Annotated in this window: 10 protein-coding genes; 2 read left to right on the top strand and 8 right to left on the bottom strand. The window is 43.7% G+C overall.

Going from position 1 to position 19,420, the window contains the following annotated elements; all coding sequences use genetic code 11:
• Positions 1 to 68: 68 nt before the first annotated feature.
• From H582_RS30690 to H582_RS0104620, 8 genes are all read right to left on the bottom strand, one after another.
• Positions 69 to 2,285, bottom strand: coding sequence for an AAA family ATPase (locus H582_RS30690; protein WP_084136591.1), 2,217 nt, complete (start codon positions 2,283 to 2,285; stop codon positions 69 to 71).
• 113 nt (positions 2,286 to 2,398) lie between these two features.
• Entirely contained in the window at positions 2,399 to 5,764 is a 3,366-nt protein-coding gene (locus H582_RS0104650; RefSeq protein WP_028597592.1) for a DEAD/DEAH box helicase family protein, read from the bottom strand.
• Positions 5,765 to 6,931 carry a restriction endonuclease subunit S gene (locus tag H582_RS30685; protein ID WP_084136588.1) on the bottom strand — a complete coding sequence of 389 codons (1,167 nt, stop codon included), beginning with the start codon at positions 6,929 to 6,931 and terminating at the stop codon, positions 5,765 to 5,767.
• On the bottom strand, positions 6,928 to 8,382 hold the full coding sequence (locus H582_RS0104640; RefSeq protein WP_028597590.1) for a type I restriction-modification system subunit M: 1,455 nt from the start codon (positions 8,380 to 8,382) through the stop codon (positions 6,928 to 6,930). The genes H582_RS30685 and H582_RS0104640 overlap by 4 nt, the downstream gene beginning before the upstream one ends.
• Before the next feature lie 33 nt (positions 8,383 to 8,415).
• Entirely contained in the window at positions 8,416 to 11,733 is a 3,318-nt protein-coding gene (locus H582_RS0104635; RefSeq protein WP_164820095.1) for a UvrD-helicase domain-containing protein, read from the bottom strand.
• Entirely contained in the window at positions 11,726 to 14,689 is a 2,964-nt protein-coding gene (locus tag H582_RS0104630; RefSeq protein ID WP_127464325.1) for a PD-(D/E)XK nuclease family protein, read from the bottom strand. Before H582_RS0104630 ends, H582_RS0104635 begins: the two co-directional genes overlap by 8 nt.
• Positions 14,690 to 14,727: 38 nt before the next feature.
• Positions 14,728 to 15,681: a helix-turn-helix transcriptional regulator gene (locus H582_RS0104625; protein ID WP_028597587.1), complete on the bottom strand. Its 954-nt coding sequence runs from the start codon at positions 15,679 to 15,681 to the stop codon at positions 14,728 to 14,730.
• 64 nt (positions 15,682 to 15,745) lie between these two features.
• Positions 15,746 to 16,105 carry an HIRAN domain-containing protein gene (locus tag H582_RS0104620; RefSeq protein ID WP_043110905.1) on the bottom strand — a complete coding sequence of 120 codons (360 nt, stop codon included), beginning with the start codon at positions 16,103 to 16,105 and terminating at the stop codon, positions 15,746 to 15,748.
• A gap of 686 nt (positions 16,106 to 16,791) precedes the next feature.
• Between H582_RS0104620 and H582_RS30680 the strand changes: the two genes are divergently transcribed.
• Together H582_RS30680 and H582_RS30675 are read left to right on the top strand one after the other, a co-directional pair.
• Entirely contained in the window at positions 16,792 to 18,321 is a 1,530-nt protein-coding gene (locus H582_RS30680) for a tyrosine-type recombinase/integrase (RefSeq protein WP_084136582.1), read from the top strand.
• Between the two features lie 4 nt (positions 18,322 to 18,325).
• Positions 18,326 to 19,420, top strand: a complete 1,095-nt coding sequence (locus tag H582_RS30675) for a tyrosine-type recombinase/integrase (protein WP_164820096.1) — start codon at positions 18,326 to 18,328, stop codon at positions 19,418 to 19,420.

Below are 19,420 nucleotides of genomic sequence, written 5' to 3'. Positions count from 1 at the left end.
CCCAAACAAAGCAACCCGCTTTGTTTGGGTAAGTTTCATTGTATATATTTTTAAAAAAACTAAAGTGATTATGATACCTGCGCTTGAGGAATCTCATTCGCTTCCTCAATACCCATCATCATTTTGTAATGTGCATGATGGTTTGTAACCTTGAATATCTTCTCGAATATATTAAGGTACCTTGCATTTGTATCTAGCGGATGTTCAATATATATATCATCGCTTGCAAAATGGGACCCATCATTTGCCCAGGATAAAAGCGATTTACATAATACCTTTTCTTCTTCTTCGAATTTTTTCAGAATATCAGCTTCACTAATATTACCAAATACTTTAAAATAGTTTTCTATAATTCTACGAATCAAGTTTTGAACCGTTGTTGTGGAACTGCTCTGTGCTGCGGATCTAAGTTCTTGCCACATTAATTCATATGAAGTTTTTATTGGATTTGTATCATAGGGCTGAGCATCTGTAACATTATTAACTTTTCTAATAATCCAGAAGGTTTCATCGTGTAATTTTCCGCCTTTTGATCGCTTTTTATCAAAGGTTACTTCCTTATGAAAGTAAACATTATGGGTTAAAACAAATAATTGAACGACATTGTTTCTATTGTTCCTAATATCATCAATAAGTTTCAAAATGAGATTGCTAACGATAAATAGTACATTACTATCCAAGCTAGAAATTGGATCATCAATCACAACTACTTTATTCTCTGTAATAAGATCTCTGTTATTGCTTCCATTCAACAGATGCATAAAATATAGGAATGTTACGAATGTTTTTTCTCCTTCACTTAAAGTCTGATTTACATCTTCTCCAGTAGATCGTATCAAACGATAATTCCCCTGATTTTGAGTATGTGCAAATTTGAAATTTGTAAAATTATACGCCTTTAACAGACGATTCATTTCATTTATGGATGGAGTTACACTTGTGATTTGTGCCTCTAAACCTTCGATTTCGGAAATTAATCTATTTTTCTCAGATGTTTTTGACGTGATACCATCTTTTATCCCGGTTATTGCATTCTTGATACTAAATTCTTTTCGTACATATTTTTCGTGATTATGCAGATTTTCATTTGCTATGAATCTCCATACCTCATCCTTTAGTAGTTGTTCTTCCTGGGCTCGGTTATCAACCAACCTGTTATGTGCTTGGATCTCCTGATTTATTCTCTCGATTTCCAGATTTATATTTTTTATAAACTCATGAACAGGAACTAAAACAATTCCCTTACTCGGCTCTTTTCGTTTTTGTTCAATTAATTCGAGATTGATTTCATTTTTCGATCTGATTAGTTCAAATTGTTGACTAATCTTCTCCTTATCGATATACGGTAATTCATTTAACAATAGGTCCTGGATTGAAGTTTCGAGATTGCTATAAGTTTCCATGTATTGATCAACATTATTTGCTAGTTCCTTCATTTCATTTTCATAAGTTTCATTAAAATATTCTTCTAATTGATGTATAAAACCATCCGGCAATGACTGTTGACAAAAAGGGCACATTCCATCTGAATTATGTACATGGTCATATCCTTTTTTTACCCAATCGCTTAAAGCCAGTCTAGAAATGAGAGCTGCGATATCGACCTCCTGCTTACCAACAATTTGTTTTTGGAATATCTCGCTTGAACAAGCAGCGTTCAGTTCATCATTTTTTATCGATTGAAGCGTTTGGATTTTCACTAAACTTCCATTAAATAATTTATTTGAACGAACACGTAAATCCTCAAAATCACATTGCTGAACTTCAAGTGAATGCGACTGTTTACATTTATTCATAAAGTTTATTTTATTATTTCTCACTCCTGAAAAAGCTTGTAAAAACTCATTATCATATTTCCTTTTTAATTCCCAGCAATCATCTATAAATTCATTTTCATTCGCGTTATATTCCTCTTCTTTATTGGACAAGTTAGTGCGCATTCTACGAATCTCTTCGTCAAACTTATCAACAAGCCTCTTCTTTTCAGTAATTTCATTTTTTATTTCAGTTGACTCCTTACCTAAGGTGAATATACCCTTGATGTTCGAATCCTGATGGAAATTTTCCTCCACAAATTTCTGGTTGTATACCAATGTTTTTAATGGCTGTGATGCCCAATCAATATTACAATCCGTGAAGTTTTCAATATTTTTCATAGCATTCGACAATGTAGTTTTCCCACTTCCATTAGAACCGTAGAAAAAATTAATTTTCTTTAATCCACTAAAGATAACACCTGAATTATTATAAGTCGCTATCTTCTTAATGGAAATTTCTTTAATCATTACTTTTTCACCCCGTAAACGTTAATTAAAAAAGGCGTAACTAAAATAGATGTCCATTTTAGTTACGCCCAGATGCAAGTAATTAAATTTGAAGTGTCTATAATCCGTAAAAACTAAGCCCCAACAACCTCAGCGTTCTTATTAATCGTATCAATAACACCGATAATTGCTCGTGCATCGTCCAGATTATTACTGAACAGTTCCGTTATACTGCCAACCGAGCGGAACGGCTCCTCTTGGAGTACGGATTTTTCAATGATACCGTTTTTAACTACATAATCGATAATCAGCTTTACAAACCGAAGTTGATTGACATTCAATCGGTTTTCTTGCAAGAATACCACAAATGCTTCATTCGCAGCCTCCTGATCAAGCCCCACGACCGTTCGCACAAGCTTAGTTACTGGTAAATCTTTATATTCCCGCTCATAATCCTCTTTGGTTCCGAGTTCTCCCCACAGTATATGTTCGAGCGTCTCCAAATCCTGTTTCGTGATCGGCTTGTTGTTGCGCAGTTTATAGATTGCTAGTTGATCCTTATTGGTTTGCAAATATTGGCTAACCTTCTTGCGGTAATTTTGCAGGTCATTGGTGTTATAAAAGCCGCGGCTCTCCTCTACAGCAAGCCATTCATCTTTGAAATTCGTATAGTAAATTTGCTGCGTTTCCCGTTCCAGGAACTTAATAAGATCCCGTAAAGCTTCACGTACTTTCTCCATTTCGAAGATGTCCGCTTCTTCCCAGAACTCTGCCGTTTGGATTTTCTCTATTACATCTCGCTGAGCGACGATTTGAGGAATCGTACCCAACTTGGAGAGTTTTTCTGCCGTTTCCATGACTTTACGAATTGGTTTCACCGATTGTGTTCCCTGAAGCTTAGCCAATTCGATGATCAGCATCATATAGTCAAACCGTTTTGCTAATTCGTCATTCTCTATAGAAACGACAAGAGGAGCTATGTACTCTTTCAAATCTCCCATATCGGTATCGGTTAGGGAAAGCCATGCAGCGTCTTGTTTATATTTATGGACATATTGGATATGCTGCCTGATGCGAAAATGTTCTTCATTCAACGCGTTCACGCTATTCTTCAGCCGATTCACCAAGTCCGTGCGATGGGCGATATACTCCGGTTCTTGATAACGCAGTTGCTGAAGTTCACGTACAATCTGGGTACGAACATTGAACAATTTCTCCGATAAAGTCTCGGTAATATTGGTATCCTTCCCTTTTGGATTTGCCCGAAAAAACTCAAAGTTGCGACAAAAATCAAAGATCAAGAATTCCCTTTTGTCCTCACCAATACCATGAAGATCTTTACATAACCGTGTCCCACGACCAACCATCTGCCAAAACTTTGACTTCGAGCGTACTTTCTTGAAAAATACCAAATTGACAACCTCAGGGATGTCTACGCCCGTATCCAGCATATCTACAGAAACAGCAATTTGAGGAAGCTTGCTCCATATGGAAAAATCATCAATCAAGGATTGATAATAATTCGTTTTGATATCAATGACCCGTGCAAAATGCCCCTTCAATGTCGGATACAGGCTATCGAATCGCTCCACGATCGCAACAGCGTGCCGGTGGTTTTTGGCAAAAATGATGGTCTTGCCCAGCTTGTCTCCGCCTTCAACCTTCAGACCCCGCTCCATAACTAACTGCAGCACCCGGTCTATGGTATCCTGGTTGAACAACCACTCATTGATCGCTGCACTGTCAATATCCCGCGGTTCCTCTTCTTCATCCTCCAAAAGCAATTCTTCGTATTGCTCTTTTTCCTCATCGGACAGATCATCGTAGCGGATGCCATCGTCCATAATCTTGGTCGTTGTTTCCACGGTACGGTAATCCACCAAATGTCCTTCCTTGACTGCTTGCTCTAGTTCGTAGGCAAAAGTCGGAACACCATTTTCCAGACGGAACACGTCGTATGTATTTTTGTCAACTTCATCTTTAGGAGTTGCTGTCAACCCTAAGAGTATGGCATCAAAGTAATCGAATATGGCCTTATATTTCTTATAGACGCTTCGATGCGATTCATCGATGATAATCAAGTCAAAATGACCAACCGTAAACAGCTTTTTGCCGTCCTTTCGCTTGGCCTCATCGATTGCGTTCATCATCGTCGGGTACGTAGAGAAAACAATTCTCGCCGTTTCCGGATTATCCTTGCTGTCCAGCAAGTTGCATAGTGTCATATCGGGCAAATACTGGCTGAAGCTGTTTTTGGCTTGACGAACAAGCGTTGTACGATCAGCAAGAAACAACACATTCTTCACCCAGTTATATCGGCTAAGCACATCAACAATAGCACTCGCGGTACGTGTTTTACCGCTGCCTGTCGCCATGACAAGTAAAGCGGTCCTCTGTCCTTTGTTTAATGCATCACAAACCGAGAGGACTGCTTCATGCTGATAAGGACGATTTACAATGGAGTTGTTGATTTGTACATCCTGCAGCGGCCTTCGGATCGAGCGCCGGTTCACGAGAAGCTGCAGCTCATCCTGACTGGCGAACCCGGATACTTGCCGACTGGCATAGTAAAGATCATCCCAGAAGTTCGTTATAAAACCGTTCGTATAATAAATGACCGGACGCTGTCCGTACCTTTGCTCCAAACAATCCGCATAAAGCTTTGCTTGCTGCTTACCTATATTGGGATCAGAACTTGTTCGTTTCGCTTCCACAACGGCAAGGGGCTTCCCGTTCTCACCGAATAACACATAGTCGGCATAACCGATCCCTTGTCCGTTTGGCATACCTTGGACTTCAAACTCTTCCAATACATTTTGCCGGAATGTCCATCCTGCAAGCTTTAGCTCGAGATCAATATAACGTTTGCGGGTCTCATATTCACTGATTTGATCCGGCGCAAAGTCATACTCAAGGGTATTCTGTGCTTTGCGTTCTGTCAGCAGCTTCCGAAGCTCTTCGTTTTCTTTAATCAGATCTTCCAGCTTACGGTCCTTTGAACCTAAACGGTCGTATAAGTCCTGGAGTTCCTGAGGTCTCACTTTCTCTTGGCGCTTGTTCTCTTCCAACAGGAGTTGTTCATCAAAGCTTCTCGCGGTATACTCGACCGAATAGCAATAATCAATCCAGCAGATAAAGTTATGCAGGTTACGAAGTGACAGAATTGCTTCGCCGCGGCTGATCGTCGCATTCGAATGTACAGCGGCATTGCCTAGCTTCGTGATATATTTCAGCTGAGGTAACATGGATTGATCGATTACGCGGAGAAAAGTTACATCGTGAATCAAGCTTGACAGATTGTCTTGATAGGGAACCTTCAAGTCGCTATCATAGGTAAACAGCCATTTTACAGCAAGCTCCAAAGCCCGTCTGCACAGGATAGCACTGGTCGCCGGACTGACAACCAATGCTTTCTCCGCCTCTACACATGCACCTGCAAAGCTGGCATATGTTTTATTTGCACTGAGAAATCCAAAATTTGATAATTGTACATCGCTCATCTAGACCTCTACACCGTCCTTCACTTTCAATTCGCCCTTAAAAGCTTTTTGAAGTAGTGCTTGGAAGTTGGATTCTAGGTGTTGGAGTTGCGTAAGGTGTTTTTTCTTTTCTTCAAGGATTGCTTTAACCTTTCTTTCATAACTATCTTGCAGTTCCCTTGGCGGAATTAAAATAGTGATGTTCTGCAATTCCTGCGCGTTAATATTGGCCATCCCAATGATATTTTTACACATTTCTTGTAACACTTTCTTACCATGCTTTGAATTTAAGTAACCTGAAATAAAGTAAGGATTGCCTGCGTCATTTGTCTTTACTCGAACTATATAACCGGCTATAGCCATTTTTTCATCACTATCAAAAACGGCCGTTTTTCCAACTAATTCTTTACTATTTGTACGGTTAAACAGTAGATCGCCTCTTTGTACCAGATACTTTTCCTGTTCTTTATCGTCCAAATCAATATATTTAAGATTACTATAGTCCATATAACCTTGATAAGTAATGTTATTCATACGCAAGTACGGAAATTGACCCGTACCTTCATTAGCTTTTTTACTAGTTCCGTACTTAGCTTCAATAATTAAGTCTCTTATTATACCTATTGGATAACCCATTTGATTTATTGTTGGATCACCAAACATATCCAAAAACACAGCTTGAACCAATTCGTCAAACTTGGCTATTGCTTGTTTGCGTTTGTCGATTAAAGCTTGGGCTTTATCTAGTAAATATGCAATTTCTTTTTGTCGATCATACGAAGGTAACGGGACTTCAATATCTTCTAAAACTTTCTTATGAATATGCGGAATTGTTGCCCCAGTGCAATTATCTCTTAGATAAGAACTCTTTGATCGAAGAAACATTGCTATATATGGAATATAATTATCGGAATCCCGTGGTCTTAATACAGCTAATGTACTGCCTATAATTCCCGTGAGATTATAGCCAACTGTTCCCGCATTGGCGCCGTCCCATGCAATCAATACATCATTACTTGTTACGTATACGCCATTATCAATTTTGTTTACCATTTTAATGTTGTTGTCATTTCGTAGGTCTTCAATCTGTATATAACGAACCATCTCGTTCGCAGCATTTGCTTGAGTATCTTCATATTTTTTTCCTTTAGCAATTGTAAATAAATCTCCAATCCTTCTAACTCTCACCCTAGCAGCGCCTCCAGTTCCTCGAGACCTTCAACGATTTCTTCCTCTAGTTGCTTGATCGAAGCCAGAATAGCTTTCGGGTCCTCGTACTGAACTTCCTCATACTCTGTTGCCTTGTAGCGATTAATACTGAGATCATAGGCATTGGAGCGAATCTCATCGACCGGAACCAGGAACGATTTCTCCGTGCGTTTACGCTCTTTCTCTGCATCCCAATTACCAAAACGCCCAACAATATCGGGGATATCATTCGCCTCAATCGGATTCCGCTTATCATCTAGCGAGTAACCATCCGCCTTCATGTCATAGAACCAAACGTGATCTGTCCCGCCTGCACCTGTTTTGGTAAAGATCATAATAGCTGTCGAAACCCCAGCATACGGCTTGAAAACCCCGCTTGGCATTGAAATAATTGCTTCAAGTTTGTGATTCTCAACAATTTCCTTACGAATATCTTTATGAGCCGTACTGTTCCCGAATAAAACACCGTCCGGTACAATGGAAGCGCAGCGTCCCCCAACTTTGAGCATACGTAGGAACAGAGCAAGGAACAGCAACTCCGTCTTTTTTGTGCGGGTCACACGCAATAAGTCCGCTGCTACCGCATCCGCATCAAGCGACCCTTTAAACGGCGGATTGGCTAAAATTAGCGTATATTTGTCTTTGTCGGTATTATTTTCATTCAGGGAATCGCGATATTCGATATTCGGGTTATCCACTCCATGAAGCAGCATATTCATGGCCCCGATGCGCAACATCGTACGGTCCATATCGAAACCGTAGAACATATGATTGTTGAAATGCTCCTTCAAACCCTGAATCAGAAATAGATCGGCATGATGGTCACGCAAGTATTCTCCTGCAGCAACCAGAAAACCCGCCGATCCTGCTGCCGGGTCACAAATGATATCTTCCGGAGTCGGCTTCATCAAAGCAACCATCATTTCGATAATGTGTCTCGGAGTCCGGAACTGTCCGTTCGTTCCAGCTGTAGCTACCTTGGATAGCAGATACTCATACAAATCCCCGTTAGTATCTCTATCCTTCATGTCAATCGTATCGATGCCTTCGACAATGCGTACAAGCATATTCGGAGTCGGGATCATAAAGATGGCATCACCCATGTATTTGGCATAGGCTGAATCCTTATCTCCGTGAAGCGTCTTGATGAAAGGAAACACTTCGTTCGAGACAACATCATACATCCGCTGAGGATCGAACAATTTAAATTGACTCCAGCGTAAGTGTTGCTTGTCACTTGGAAATAATTCGGTAAAAGGTAACGACAGCAGCACGGATTCATTTTCCTTACGCGTTTCCGCTTCGTCCAGTCCTTTAATGAACAACAAATATGTAAACTGTTCGATCACACTTAATGGGTTAGTGATTCCGCCGGTCCAAAATGTCTCCCAAATCCGGTCTACTTTTTGCCTTAATTCACCTGTAATCATAACGTTCTCCTCTGTATGTAGATTCTTGTCTAATTATACAACAGACTGCCCTAATGTGACATATTTCTGCAGACTAACAAAATATAATCCTGCTTCCTTCACCCGATATCCGAACGTCTCAGACCAAGCCAAAGCATACGCCTGAACTTGAGGCGCATAGAAATGGACAAACTGCTGCAATTTGCCTTCGTCAAGCTGATCGGTCTTGAAGTCGACGATCACCCAGCCATCCTCTTCTTCAAAGGTGAAATCTATTACACCTTTCACCAAGAGATTTAAGCCGTTATTGGATTGTTGCGTCAATGCCGCGGCGGCTGTTTCGAACATCTTTTGCTCGGTTGCGGGATAAGGCGTTGCCTCCCCATTTCTCTGATGCATCATGGTCGGGATCTCAAACAACCGTTGCTTAGCTTGCTGACTACGTTGCCAGAGTCCACTTTCCAGCACTTCCCGGAGTGTTGGCAGAGCATCTCCCGCATCCTCCTCTGCAACCCCTTCGAACTGGCAGAGATATTGAACGTACGCAGGCAATTCACTCATCGGAAGGCCTTTTCCGACCGCCTCAAGTCCCTTATGGATTACACTGCCGAATGATTGGCCCCTCCCAATGGCTGACCACTCCGGCGTGTCGGCCAAGTTCTTCGTCAGCCCGGTAACGGTTGCTTCCGCGTAAGTAGGCTGGCGCAGCTGATGGAACACCTGCTCCCTCTGAGCCAAGTATGCTCCCAAATCAATAGATGAGATATCTCGCTCCATCTCCTCATCACACTCTTCAGTCCCTACATCCGTTTCCGGAACATCTAGCTCCCGGATTTGATCCATCCCCTCCATTAGCGAGCTCCACGGGCATTTCGCCGGCTGCTCAGGGTAGAGGCTGACAACCAACATTTGTTTTGCTCTTGTCGCCGCGACATAGAGAAGACGATCCCGCTCCGCATGCATGAAGGCTCGTTCCCGCACGCTCATCGCTTCCCAGCCGACCGGCTGGGCAATCGTTTCTTTCTGAAACCCTTTCGATTGTTGGATCAGGAAATAGCCCGCGGCCTCTGTCTCCGAACGATCAACAAACTGGTCAGCGTTATGATCCTTTTCGCCACAGGGACAAGCTAGAAATACGATTGGCGCTTCAAGCCCTTTTGCCTTATGCACGTTCATGATCCGTACCGATTGCCCTTTGCCTGTGTAGAGACTGGCGTTTTCCATACCTTGGCTCTCCCGAATGGCCGAAATCGCATGCGCCAGTTCATGCCAATCCGATGCGAGCATGGCGTCACGCTGCAATCGCTCCAACATCTTAAGCAGTGTTCCCGATCGATTTGCCCCTGCCTCTTGTATCGTGGAATAAGGCAAGAGACCGGTATCCTCCAAAAGGCGGTACAAGGCTGCCCATGCAGGCAATTCTTTCACCCAGCCAACATATTCCCGAAGTTTCCGGCATGCAGATGCAACTCGATTCTCTTGTTCGGATGACTCCTCTGGCAGCCGATAGATCGACCACGCATTCCCTAGAGCACGATACGCAATCAGCTCCTTGTCGCTAACACCGAATAGTGGTCCGCGCAATACACTCAGCATCGCTACTTGATCGAACGGATCGGCCAGGTAGAGGACCAATTGTCCCAGCGTATGAAGTTCGGGATATAGAGCGGAGCTTCCGACGGTTTCCGCGGCAACGCCCCTTTTCTCCAGCTCTTCCGCGTATAGATGCAAATAATGTCTCGTTCTTGTCAATATAAGAAAATCGCTGGGCTGTGCCTCTCTGAGTACCCAAGATGTACCATCTCGCTCCTGAATGTGCAAATTTCCATCACGGCAAGCCCACTCGATGTATGCGGCAATACGCCGTGCGTCAACCGCCGCTACTTCCTCCTTGCCTCCGGGAATTTTCGGGTAAGTGAGTGCATAAACCCCGTGACCCGCGCGCTTATTCCCCTTTGGATTCGGTATATTCGTTTCCATCCGGACATAAGCGGCTTGAACATCGGTCTCCCGAACGGGAAGCTTGCCGACAAATTGCCCGTTCACAAAATCGCCGATCGCATCGACGGACCGGAAATTGCTGGTCAAGTGAAGCACATCTCCACATGCTTGAATCCGCGATTTAACCTCGTTATAGATGGAAATATCCGCGCGGCGGAAACGATAGATGGACTGTTTCGGGTCGCCCACGACGAACAAGGAGCCAGGCTTTGGCGTAAGCTTCCGCCAATTCCGTTCATTCGGATCATCGCCGGCACCCGTTAAGAGAAACATCATTTCCGCTTGGACCGGGTCGGTGTCCTGAAATTCGTCGACCATTAGCCGTTGGTAGCGCCCGGCGAAAAACGCGCGAACCTCCGGGTAATCACGCAGCAGACGGCATGCATACATCAGAAGATCTTGAAAGTTCAGCTTCCCTGCCTGCAATCGCCGTTCTTTGCAATACTCCAATGCAGGCAGGACAAATTGAATGACCTTGGGATACAGATATTCCCGCCACGATTGAAGGAAGGGGAACAGGACCGTGATTTGCCAATCGTGAAAACGTTCGGAGGTGGCTTTGGCTTGCTTCTTTTCCGTCCATTTGTACTGCTTCACATCCAGCTTGAAGTCAAACATCTTCGCAAGCGTTAGTATCAACATATCGTCCTGTCCATCCGTCAATCGCAGCATGCGAGTAGCAGTTCGCAGTTTTGCCTGAAGATTATCCCACCCTTTTTCCGGTTCAACTGTCGGTAGAAACCTGTTGGCTTCTTCGATCATAGGAAGCAGGGAGAGCCGGATGAGATTGAAATCAGGACGATGAACCGGTTCGCAAGGGATTTGGAGATCCGTAAAAAGGGATACCCGATCATAGACATTCTTCAGGATGCTGACGTCGATTCCCACCTCGGCAAAGGAGGCAAGTGCTTCACTATCTTCCTCCTGCAGCTGAATCAGATATTCATCCCAGCATTGATCGTGGAACGCGCGATTCATTTCATCATCCATTTCTTCGAAAGAAGGGTCCAATCCGGCCTCAATCGGTCGCTCGCGAAGCATGGAGGAACAGAACGCATGGATCGTTCCAATGAAGATTTGGTCCAGATTGGCCAACGCTTCTTCCGTTCGTTCTCTAGTTTCTCCTTCAACATCAGCCGTTTTCTGCTCTAAAGCAATGCGGAAACGCTCCTTCATCTCATCCGCCGCTTTATTCGTAAAGGTGATCGCCGCAATATGCTCCATCTTCGCCGTTCCGGACTCGATGAGTGCCAGCAATCTGCCGACCAAGCTGGTTGTCTTTCCCGAGCCTGCACCGGCTTCTACCAGAAAGGTCGTGTTCAGCTCCTCCAATATCCTCTTTCTAGCTTGTTGATCGGATGGTTCATTCAATGTTCTCCACCTCCAGCAGCGTGTGCAACAGCTCCGAATTTGCTTCATCCTTTCGCTTATGGGCCATCATCTCTGCGTGCTCTCCGCATACAGCCGCATAGTCGCAATATCGGCAGACCGCAGGATTTGAAGCGGGAATAAACAATCCCTGTTCCATCGACGAAAGGATTCCTCGGATCACCGCGGTGACTCGATTCCGTTCGGTTTGCGAACGTGCAATCACTTGCCCGTGCCCCCGTTCGCTTGGAAAGACGTAAGACGCTTCAAGCACTTTTGCATCAGAATCCACACCCGTTTGCCGAATCCAAAGCTCCGTCCCCATTGCGTAAAGCGCATGTTGCAGCTGCGTGCCGCCTGCGAACATGCCATTTTCCTTGTAAGGCCGAGGACTGCCGGTCTTATAGTCGATAATTCGATATTGATGCGGCGCAACTTGATCGATCCGGTCGACGATCCCGCGCAGCGTAATCGCCATGTCCTCGCCAAGCTCAAGGTGCAACGGCTGGCCGTCCACGATGAGCTCTTGTTCGAAAAACCGGGGAGCCGTCTTAGCCTGCACTTCCATGCGATAGAATACTTCAACATCCCGGAGCATCGCTTGCCGTTCCCTCTCAAACACATGAGGGCTCGGTGCCGGAATCCGCTCGGCATACAAGAGAATCGTCTCCTCAGCAATACGAAGCAAACGGGCATGATCGTGTGTAATAGGCATGACTTTACTTGCGCTGACTTCCGTCATATAACGACGATAAACCTCGTGCAGCAGCGAGCCTCTTTCATTCGGCTTCAGCCAGGAGGTACGATCAAAAGTCACCTGATCTTTCACGCGAATCCTGAGCACATATTGGAAAAAGTACCGCATCGGACATTCCGCGTACTTCTCCAATTGACTTGCGCTAAGCGTCCGTTCGTCTCGGCCTTTCCAATAATCAGTCCATTCATCCCCCGCTATATATCCGTCATGCTCCGTCACTTGCGAGCTGCCACGCGCCTCGAGTGCAAGTCTGCCTTGACGAAGCGAAGGATAGACCGATTCGATGAAGGATTGCCGGTCCCTCATAAGGTTTACATTCGCATGGATTTGTCGGAAGACATAATGAGAGCCGTCTAATGGCAGTCCATTTAGCTCAGTAGAGGATGGCTGTTCTACATCCAAATACCCGACAGGTTCGCCTAAGCTTCGGTGCAACATCTCATAGTCCGCATTCGTTTCTCCGGATACTTTTCGGAATACCTGAAGAAGTTGAAAAGCCGGGCTTGCTGTCGCTCCTTCTGCCAAGTCATACGACGAGAAGCTAAATGTGATATTGCCGCTTATCATCCCAAGCCGACCATCACGAAGGCGTTGCCGATCTCTTTGTCTCTGCACGGCTGTTTGAAGCCCGGCACCGATCCGTCTGCACTCTTCATCGAGAAGCATGGGATTTTGCCTGATATTCCCGGACCACGAATGTTCATCCATCCCGAGAAGAAACGTCTGTTTTCTCCCGCTGTTCCCCCCGTTCGACAAACTCGATATGTACAGGAATCCGGGCTTGGGTAACCGTTGCACCCCGACTCGAAGTTCCTGCAGCATGTCTCGGGCATACAAGAACATTTGCTGAAACGGCATCGAGTCCGGAACAGGACATTCCTGCAGTTCTTTAGCGATACCTTTCATTTCTTGCAGGACGATCGCATCCTCTTCCGTTCCGCATACACCAAATCGATCCAAGATGTTAACTAGCCATCCCCAGATTCCCTTAGGAGAGGAGAGCGCCGCTTCGTCAGGAAACAATTCTCCCAGGAGGTTTGTCAGATGCTTCTTGATCTCGTCATCCCGCTGTTGTTGTTCCGTCCGCTCCCATTCTTCGGGTTTTTCATCTGAATCCCCTTGGGACCGAACATGCCCTGCCACCAGCAACTTGATATACCGTTCTTTCCCCCAGCCGATTCCGCTTTTCTCCAGGGCTCGAATACAATCTGCATTCGTTATTCTTTGGTCACGATCGGAGAACGTGATCAATTGCTGCTGCAGCATCAATACGAGCTGCCGCACCTGATAACCGGACTCCAACCAGTTCAGCAGAAAATGTGCGGCTCTTCCCATTCCGGATGTAATCACAGGCAGCCCGTCTGCAAAGGAAGAGGGAAGACCGAAAGAAGCACACATGGTCGAAATAACCAACGCATATTCTTCATCCGGGACGATCATCTCTACTTCATCCAATGGAATCCTACACTGAATGATTCGTCTCAATGCTTCGCGAACCTCCGCCAGCCTTCCGGTCGCATGATAGAACTGAACCTCTCCGAACGGCATTGTGGATTGGACGTCAGTGAAGGAAGAAACCGCTATAATCCTCGTCATCCGTCCGTTTGACAACCGCTCCAACATTCGAGCGGAAACCGGTGAAAGCGGCATAGGGTCTGGCAGAATAAGCTCCACGTTTTCCGGCAATTGGGTTGGTAAATGCGACAAAAGGCCGGGGAAATCGGTCCAGCTCCGCTGATTCAGAAAGCGCTCATACGCTGACAGCACCTTTCTGACATAGATGCCTTTTTGCTGGCTCAAAAATTGATCGCTTCGCAGTTCTTCTGCTTTCACCCCGGCACGGCGTAAATCCATAATGGCTTGGTGAACATGCATGGCAATACCGGGCTTTACTTGATCCATGGAGATGTAGGAATCCGGCTCGGAAGCCATTTGTTCCATGACATCATGGATAATCCAGAATGAACGCTGCTCCCCGATTAATGTCATCCCTTGTTTATACAGGAAGAACTGAACCTGACTTCTTACAAAGGATTGAACCGTTTGGACCTCCACGTTCATAACCGGCCCTAATTCCCGGCATATTCGCATAAGCCAGGACTGTCCTTCGACGTAGGAAGGAGCAATAACAATTTTGCGGCGAAAAGGCTCTTTACGGATTGCATCATATAAACGTTCTAGAAATGTACCTTCTACTTTCACAAGGGACACCTTCCTTTCGGTTAAACGCACATTTGCACTTACTGCCCATACAACTGTCCCCAACGTTGCAGCTGTTCCTTAAACTTTTCCCGCACAGATGCAGGTTCTAGGATCTCCGCCGAAGGTCCGTACTGAACCACCCAATTCATAAATTCGCGCTCGTGGTTGACGGTTACTTCGAATAATAAGCTGCCGTCTGGCAGATCGGTCATCTTCGGTCTCACGAACAATTCTTCTTCCTTTACATAGCGGGCGACATCCGGATGGAATTTAATCTTGAAGGTGATTAAGGAATCCCCGCGTTCAATAGACCAGGTGTGTTTCATGTACTGCGCGATGCTGAAATCGCCCTTGTCAAAATGATTTCCTGTCAGCTCTACATGCCGGAAACGGCTGGCGCGAAATGTGCGAATCTCCCGCTTGGCACGACAATAACCGATCAAATAAAACCGCTGATCCCTTGGAACCAGGTAGTACGGATCAATTTCGCGCTCCGTCAATTCATTCCGGCTCTGGGTATGATAAACAGCCCTGATCGTCTTGCAGGCGATAATCGCTTCCATGATGGGCAGCAAAAAGTTGGCATTGTTCTCCCGATAAGCCGGGGTGCCCATTTGGATCATGTCCGCGACATTTTCCAATGTATCGTACCGCTTCCGGGTTTCTTTCACATGCGTAGCCATCACCTTGTCGTAGGCGGATTCAAAGCCTGGAGGCAGTTTGCTGGTGTCCAACACGGAAGGCAGGACAGAAAATACCAACGCTTCCTGTTCCGTGAAATTCAGCGGATACATGGCGAAATTACCGACAAAACGGTACCCTTTCCCATACCCCTCGTTCGTGATCGGTGCGATTAAATCCAATATCCTCAAGTCTCTGTAAATCGTTCGATCCGTTGTCTCACATTTATCTGCCAGCTCTTTGGCTGAAATCCCCGGATTGGCTTGAATGGCAAGTAGCATTTTAAAGAGTCGTATCACTTTATCCGTCATATTATAGCTCCCATCGTGGCATATGGAATGTAAATGGTTATCATATTGGGATTCTACTTTTTACCTAGTTCTTCCTGCCTAGACAAGGAGAAAACACAACGTCCTCTGTCGTTTTGATGATGTACATTTCCTCTATGCCCGGTGTAAGTTCAACAATGGCTGTATCCTTCACGACAAATCGCACCATACCGCAAACATGTTGTTCAAATCGATCATAAATCCGTCCGGCACTCCGGCATCCTTTCGGTACGGTATGCGGACTGTTGGCGACATAACCGATTTTGCCCAATGGGATCATATCCACCTTTATTGCTTCATGGTCATGCGGATTATCCGGGTCTTTGATTAAGTGAACGATTTGACCCGGCTTTAGGAAATCAGCTCCGTAATAGTGCTGCGTGCCCGTAACGGCGACATAGATCATTTGGTCCACTGTACTCACTCCCGTATGTCTTTCCTCCATTATGACGAATCAAAGAGACAAGAGATTGTCAGCGAATGTACGTTCTAATTTTTTTTAACGTGGGGGCATTGACAACAAGTCCTACTATCTTTTATAGTATGAAACATAGGCAGAGTCATAGGCAGAATTTTCCCCTGTTATGCGGGATGCGGAAAGTTCCTCTGCTGAATTCTTAATAGTTCAACTGTTAATGAATATAAGTTTCTGGCATACGCGAAAGGGATCCAATTTTTCCACAGGTAACTGTGGTATTTTGGGTCCCTTTTTTGTTTTTCTATGCCTTTTTGAAAGAGGTAATGTTTATGGGGCTTGTTTCACCTAAGGTAATCAAGTGTTTTAAAGGCAATCATTTTCAACATAATGTTCAATCTGCAATTCGGGCTCTTGCTGCAAGTAAAGAATCAAAAACAAGTGGAATGAATACTTCAAAAGTTAATCATGCTTCAAAACGTTAATAGCACTGTTGTTACCCATTTTCGAAGCGGTAATCTCGACAGTAGCTTTCGACTTCAAAATTTCAATTGCTGACAAGAGTGACTGTTTATGATTATCCCCATAAATGACTCTAATTTTGGTTGGTACTACCTTTGCCACTTTCTCACCTCAGTCTTATTAGCTTTTTGAAATCAAATTAAGGAGGTCCCGACATGGATAAAGATTCCAAAAACGCAATTAATGAATTAATTAGCAACCAGAAGCCACAAAACGAACTGTGGAAAGGAACAGAATTATTTCTGTGGAATGCTTCTTCCACAGAAGAATTTATAAATGGAATAAAAAATCCTCACGATGTGCATCTTACAACTGACGCCGTATGGGACGTTAGTAAGAGCAAAGTGAGGAACATTATGGATACATTATTTAATTATGAAGGTTATGACAACTCCACTGATCTGCCCCACACTAAAGGGAACATCGCTGATTGGTTGTGGGAAAACAGAGTTCAGCCAAGTATCAAATTGGACAAAGTGAAAAATTATTTTAAACGGATTCAGACATCAAAGGCACCGATCGAACTTTACGGCTTCTACGAGGAAGCACTGGAATTTCAACAACAGATCTCTACATACATTAAAAAGCCGATTTGGCAGCTTAACGATCTTGATATTACAGAAATAAACTTTCAGTATTGTCTGAAAAACGTCAATTCAGACATAAAGAAATTCTTGCTCAACCAAATCGCTAAATTGTACTTCCCAGGAAGAAGATTCAATATTGTCAAGCAAAACAAAAGGATCCTCTCTAAACTAGCCGATCATGAACTGCATCCCTATTTGAAAAACTTCAATGACCAAATTCAATCAGAAGGTCGTTCCGGAGGATATATAAAAGATATTAACCGCGACGTAATGTTGTTTTTAAACTGGCTTGTTAACAATTACGCTAGTTTCAATGATTTCTCACCGAATGCAATACCTGTTTGGTTAATCGAAAGAGACCATATTTTAGAGTTTGAAAATTACCTTAAACGTTGCCATTCAAAAGGCCTTTACAGCGAAATAACGGTTAGCAATAAATTCTACTGTGTGATTTCGTTCTTTAAGTATCTGTATGACAACAGAATTATCCCAAAGAATATCGGTTCAATAAGAGGAATATCAGCACAGAGGTATCTTCATCGTGATATCCCCAATAAAGATCAATTATCAGATTTCTTCAATACTATAGCTAGATACTCGGATGATCCTGAGTATGATACAGCTTTTTTTGGATCCTTGCTGCATCTCGGACTACGATTCTGTGAAGCCGAGCGTCTAAATTGGGAAGATATTAATTTTCAAGCAAGGATAATCAAAATCCGGGGTAAGGGCAAAGCTGGGAAACCTGTACCCTTACACTTGCCGAAAAAACTTTATCAATATTTAGAATCCCTATATAAAGTTCGTACGGACGAGAAATCTGTCTTTAAGGGAAGACAATCTAAAAAAGTTTTATACGGAAAAATGTTAGATAAATACAAGTTATACTCTTTGATATCCGGTTGGACATTCCCCGGAGGTCTTCATTTGTTCAGGCACACATTTATCACCAAACTGAGTCTTAGAAAAAACGTACATCCGCAAATCATCAAACGTCTAGCTCGACATACCAGACTTGACACGACCTCAAAGTATTTACATAGGCAAAATCAAGAACTTAATGATGCAATGCAAAAAATCGATTCTATATGGAGATGATTTCATGTTCAAGGTAGAAGGTAACTCACCTGTCGCTAATCTGATGGTCCACTTGCAGAAACTTGCTGCGACCAACAGTCATGATCATATGAGACAAGCTTTAGAAAGAAGCAATCTTATTTTCGTTGAAGAACCAAAGGAACGGAAAGATGTAACGTTTGAGGAAGCCGTAAATTGGTACTTACAAAGCTCTGAATTCGGACGAAAGAGTGAAGCTACTCAAAAGACATATCGTTCTGAATTGAACCAGTTTGTTTCATATGTCGATTCGCTGCCGGAAACTCCATCTTTGCTTTCATTTGAGAAGAATCCCAAAGTACTACTTGATTACCTTAAGCCAGTTAAAACCCAAAATACGCGATCAAAAAAAGCTTCATTTTTAAGGGACTTTTTCACTGTTACCTTCACACGATTCTTTGAAATAGATATTAAAAAGATCAAGGAAACCTTGATAGTTGACGTTGAGTTTGATGAAGATCTTCCAAAGGCTTTTACGAAAGAACAAGTAGAGGAAATTATAAACTTATCGCGGCTGACCAACGATGGTTTTAGAAACTTTGTCATCTTATGGACTTTTCTTGGCAGCGGTATTCGCCTTAACGAGTTGACTCAACTTCAAATCGGGGATATTTGCTATAATTCTCAGAATATAAAAGTTCGTGTTAAGGGGAAAAAGCTTCAAAAAGTTCCTCGGCGGATTACAGCTACATCATTAGAGCTTCTTAGAAAATATGTAAGTTTTAAATACGGGTCACTTAAGAGTCAGCCTAATTATACTGATTTGTATGTTTTTTCAACGGATAAGGGAGTTACCCCTATCAGTGATAGTACAGTCCAAAAGATGTTAGATGGGTTAATTTCTGAGGCACAGACCATTTCTCCAGATGAGAAAGAGCGATTATCTGTCCATTCTTTACGTCATTCTTTCGCATTGTTCGCTTTAGAAGAGGGCGTGGATCTTGTCAGTATTTCGAAACTCCTTGGCCATAAATCATTAAAAACAACAACCATTTATTTGCAACTCTTTAACAGCATGCTTCTACAGGCAATCGAAAAACATCCTTTCGCTCGCTCGTTAGCGGCAAATTTATTTGATTGA

This window comes from Paenibacillus pasadenensis DSM 19293, from assembly GCF_000422485.1.
Taxonomy (GTDB): domain Bacteria; phylum Bacillota; class Bacilli; order Paenibacillales; family Paenibacillaceae; genus Paenibacillus_O; species Paenibacillus_O pasadenensis.
The sequence above is the reverse complement of the archived record's forward strand: the minus strand, read 5'-3'. Positions and strand labels throughout refer to the sequence as shown.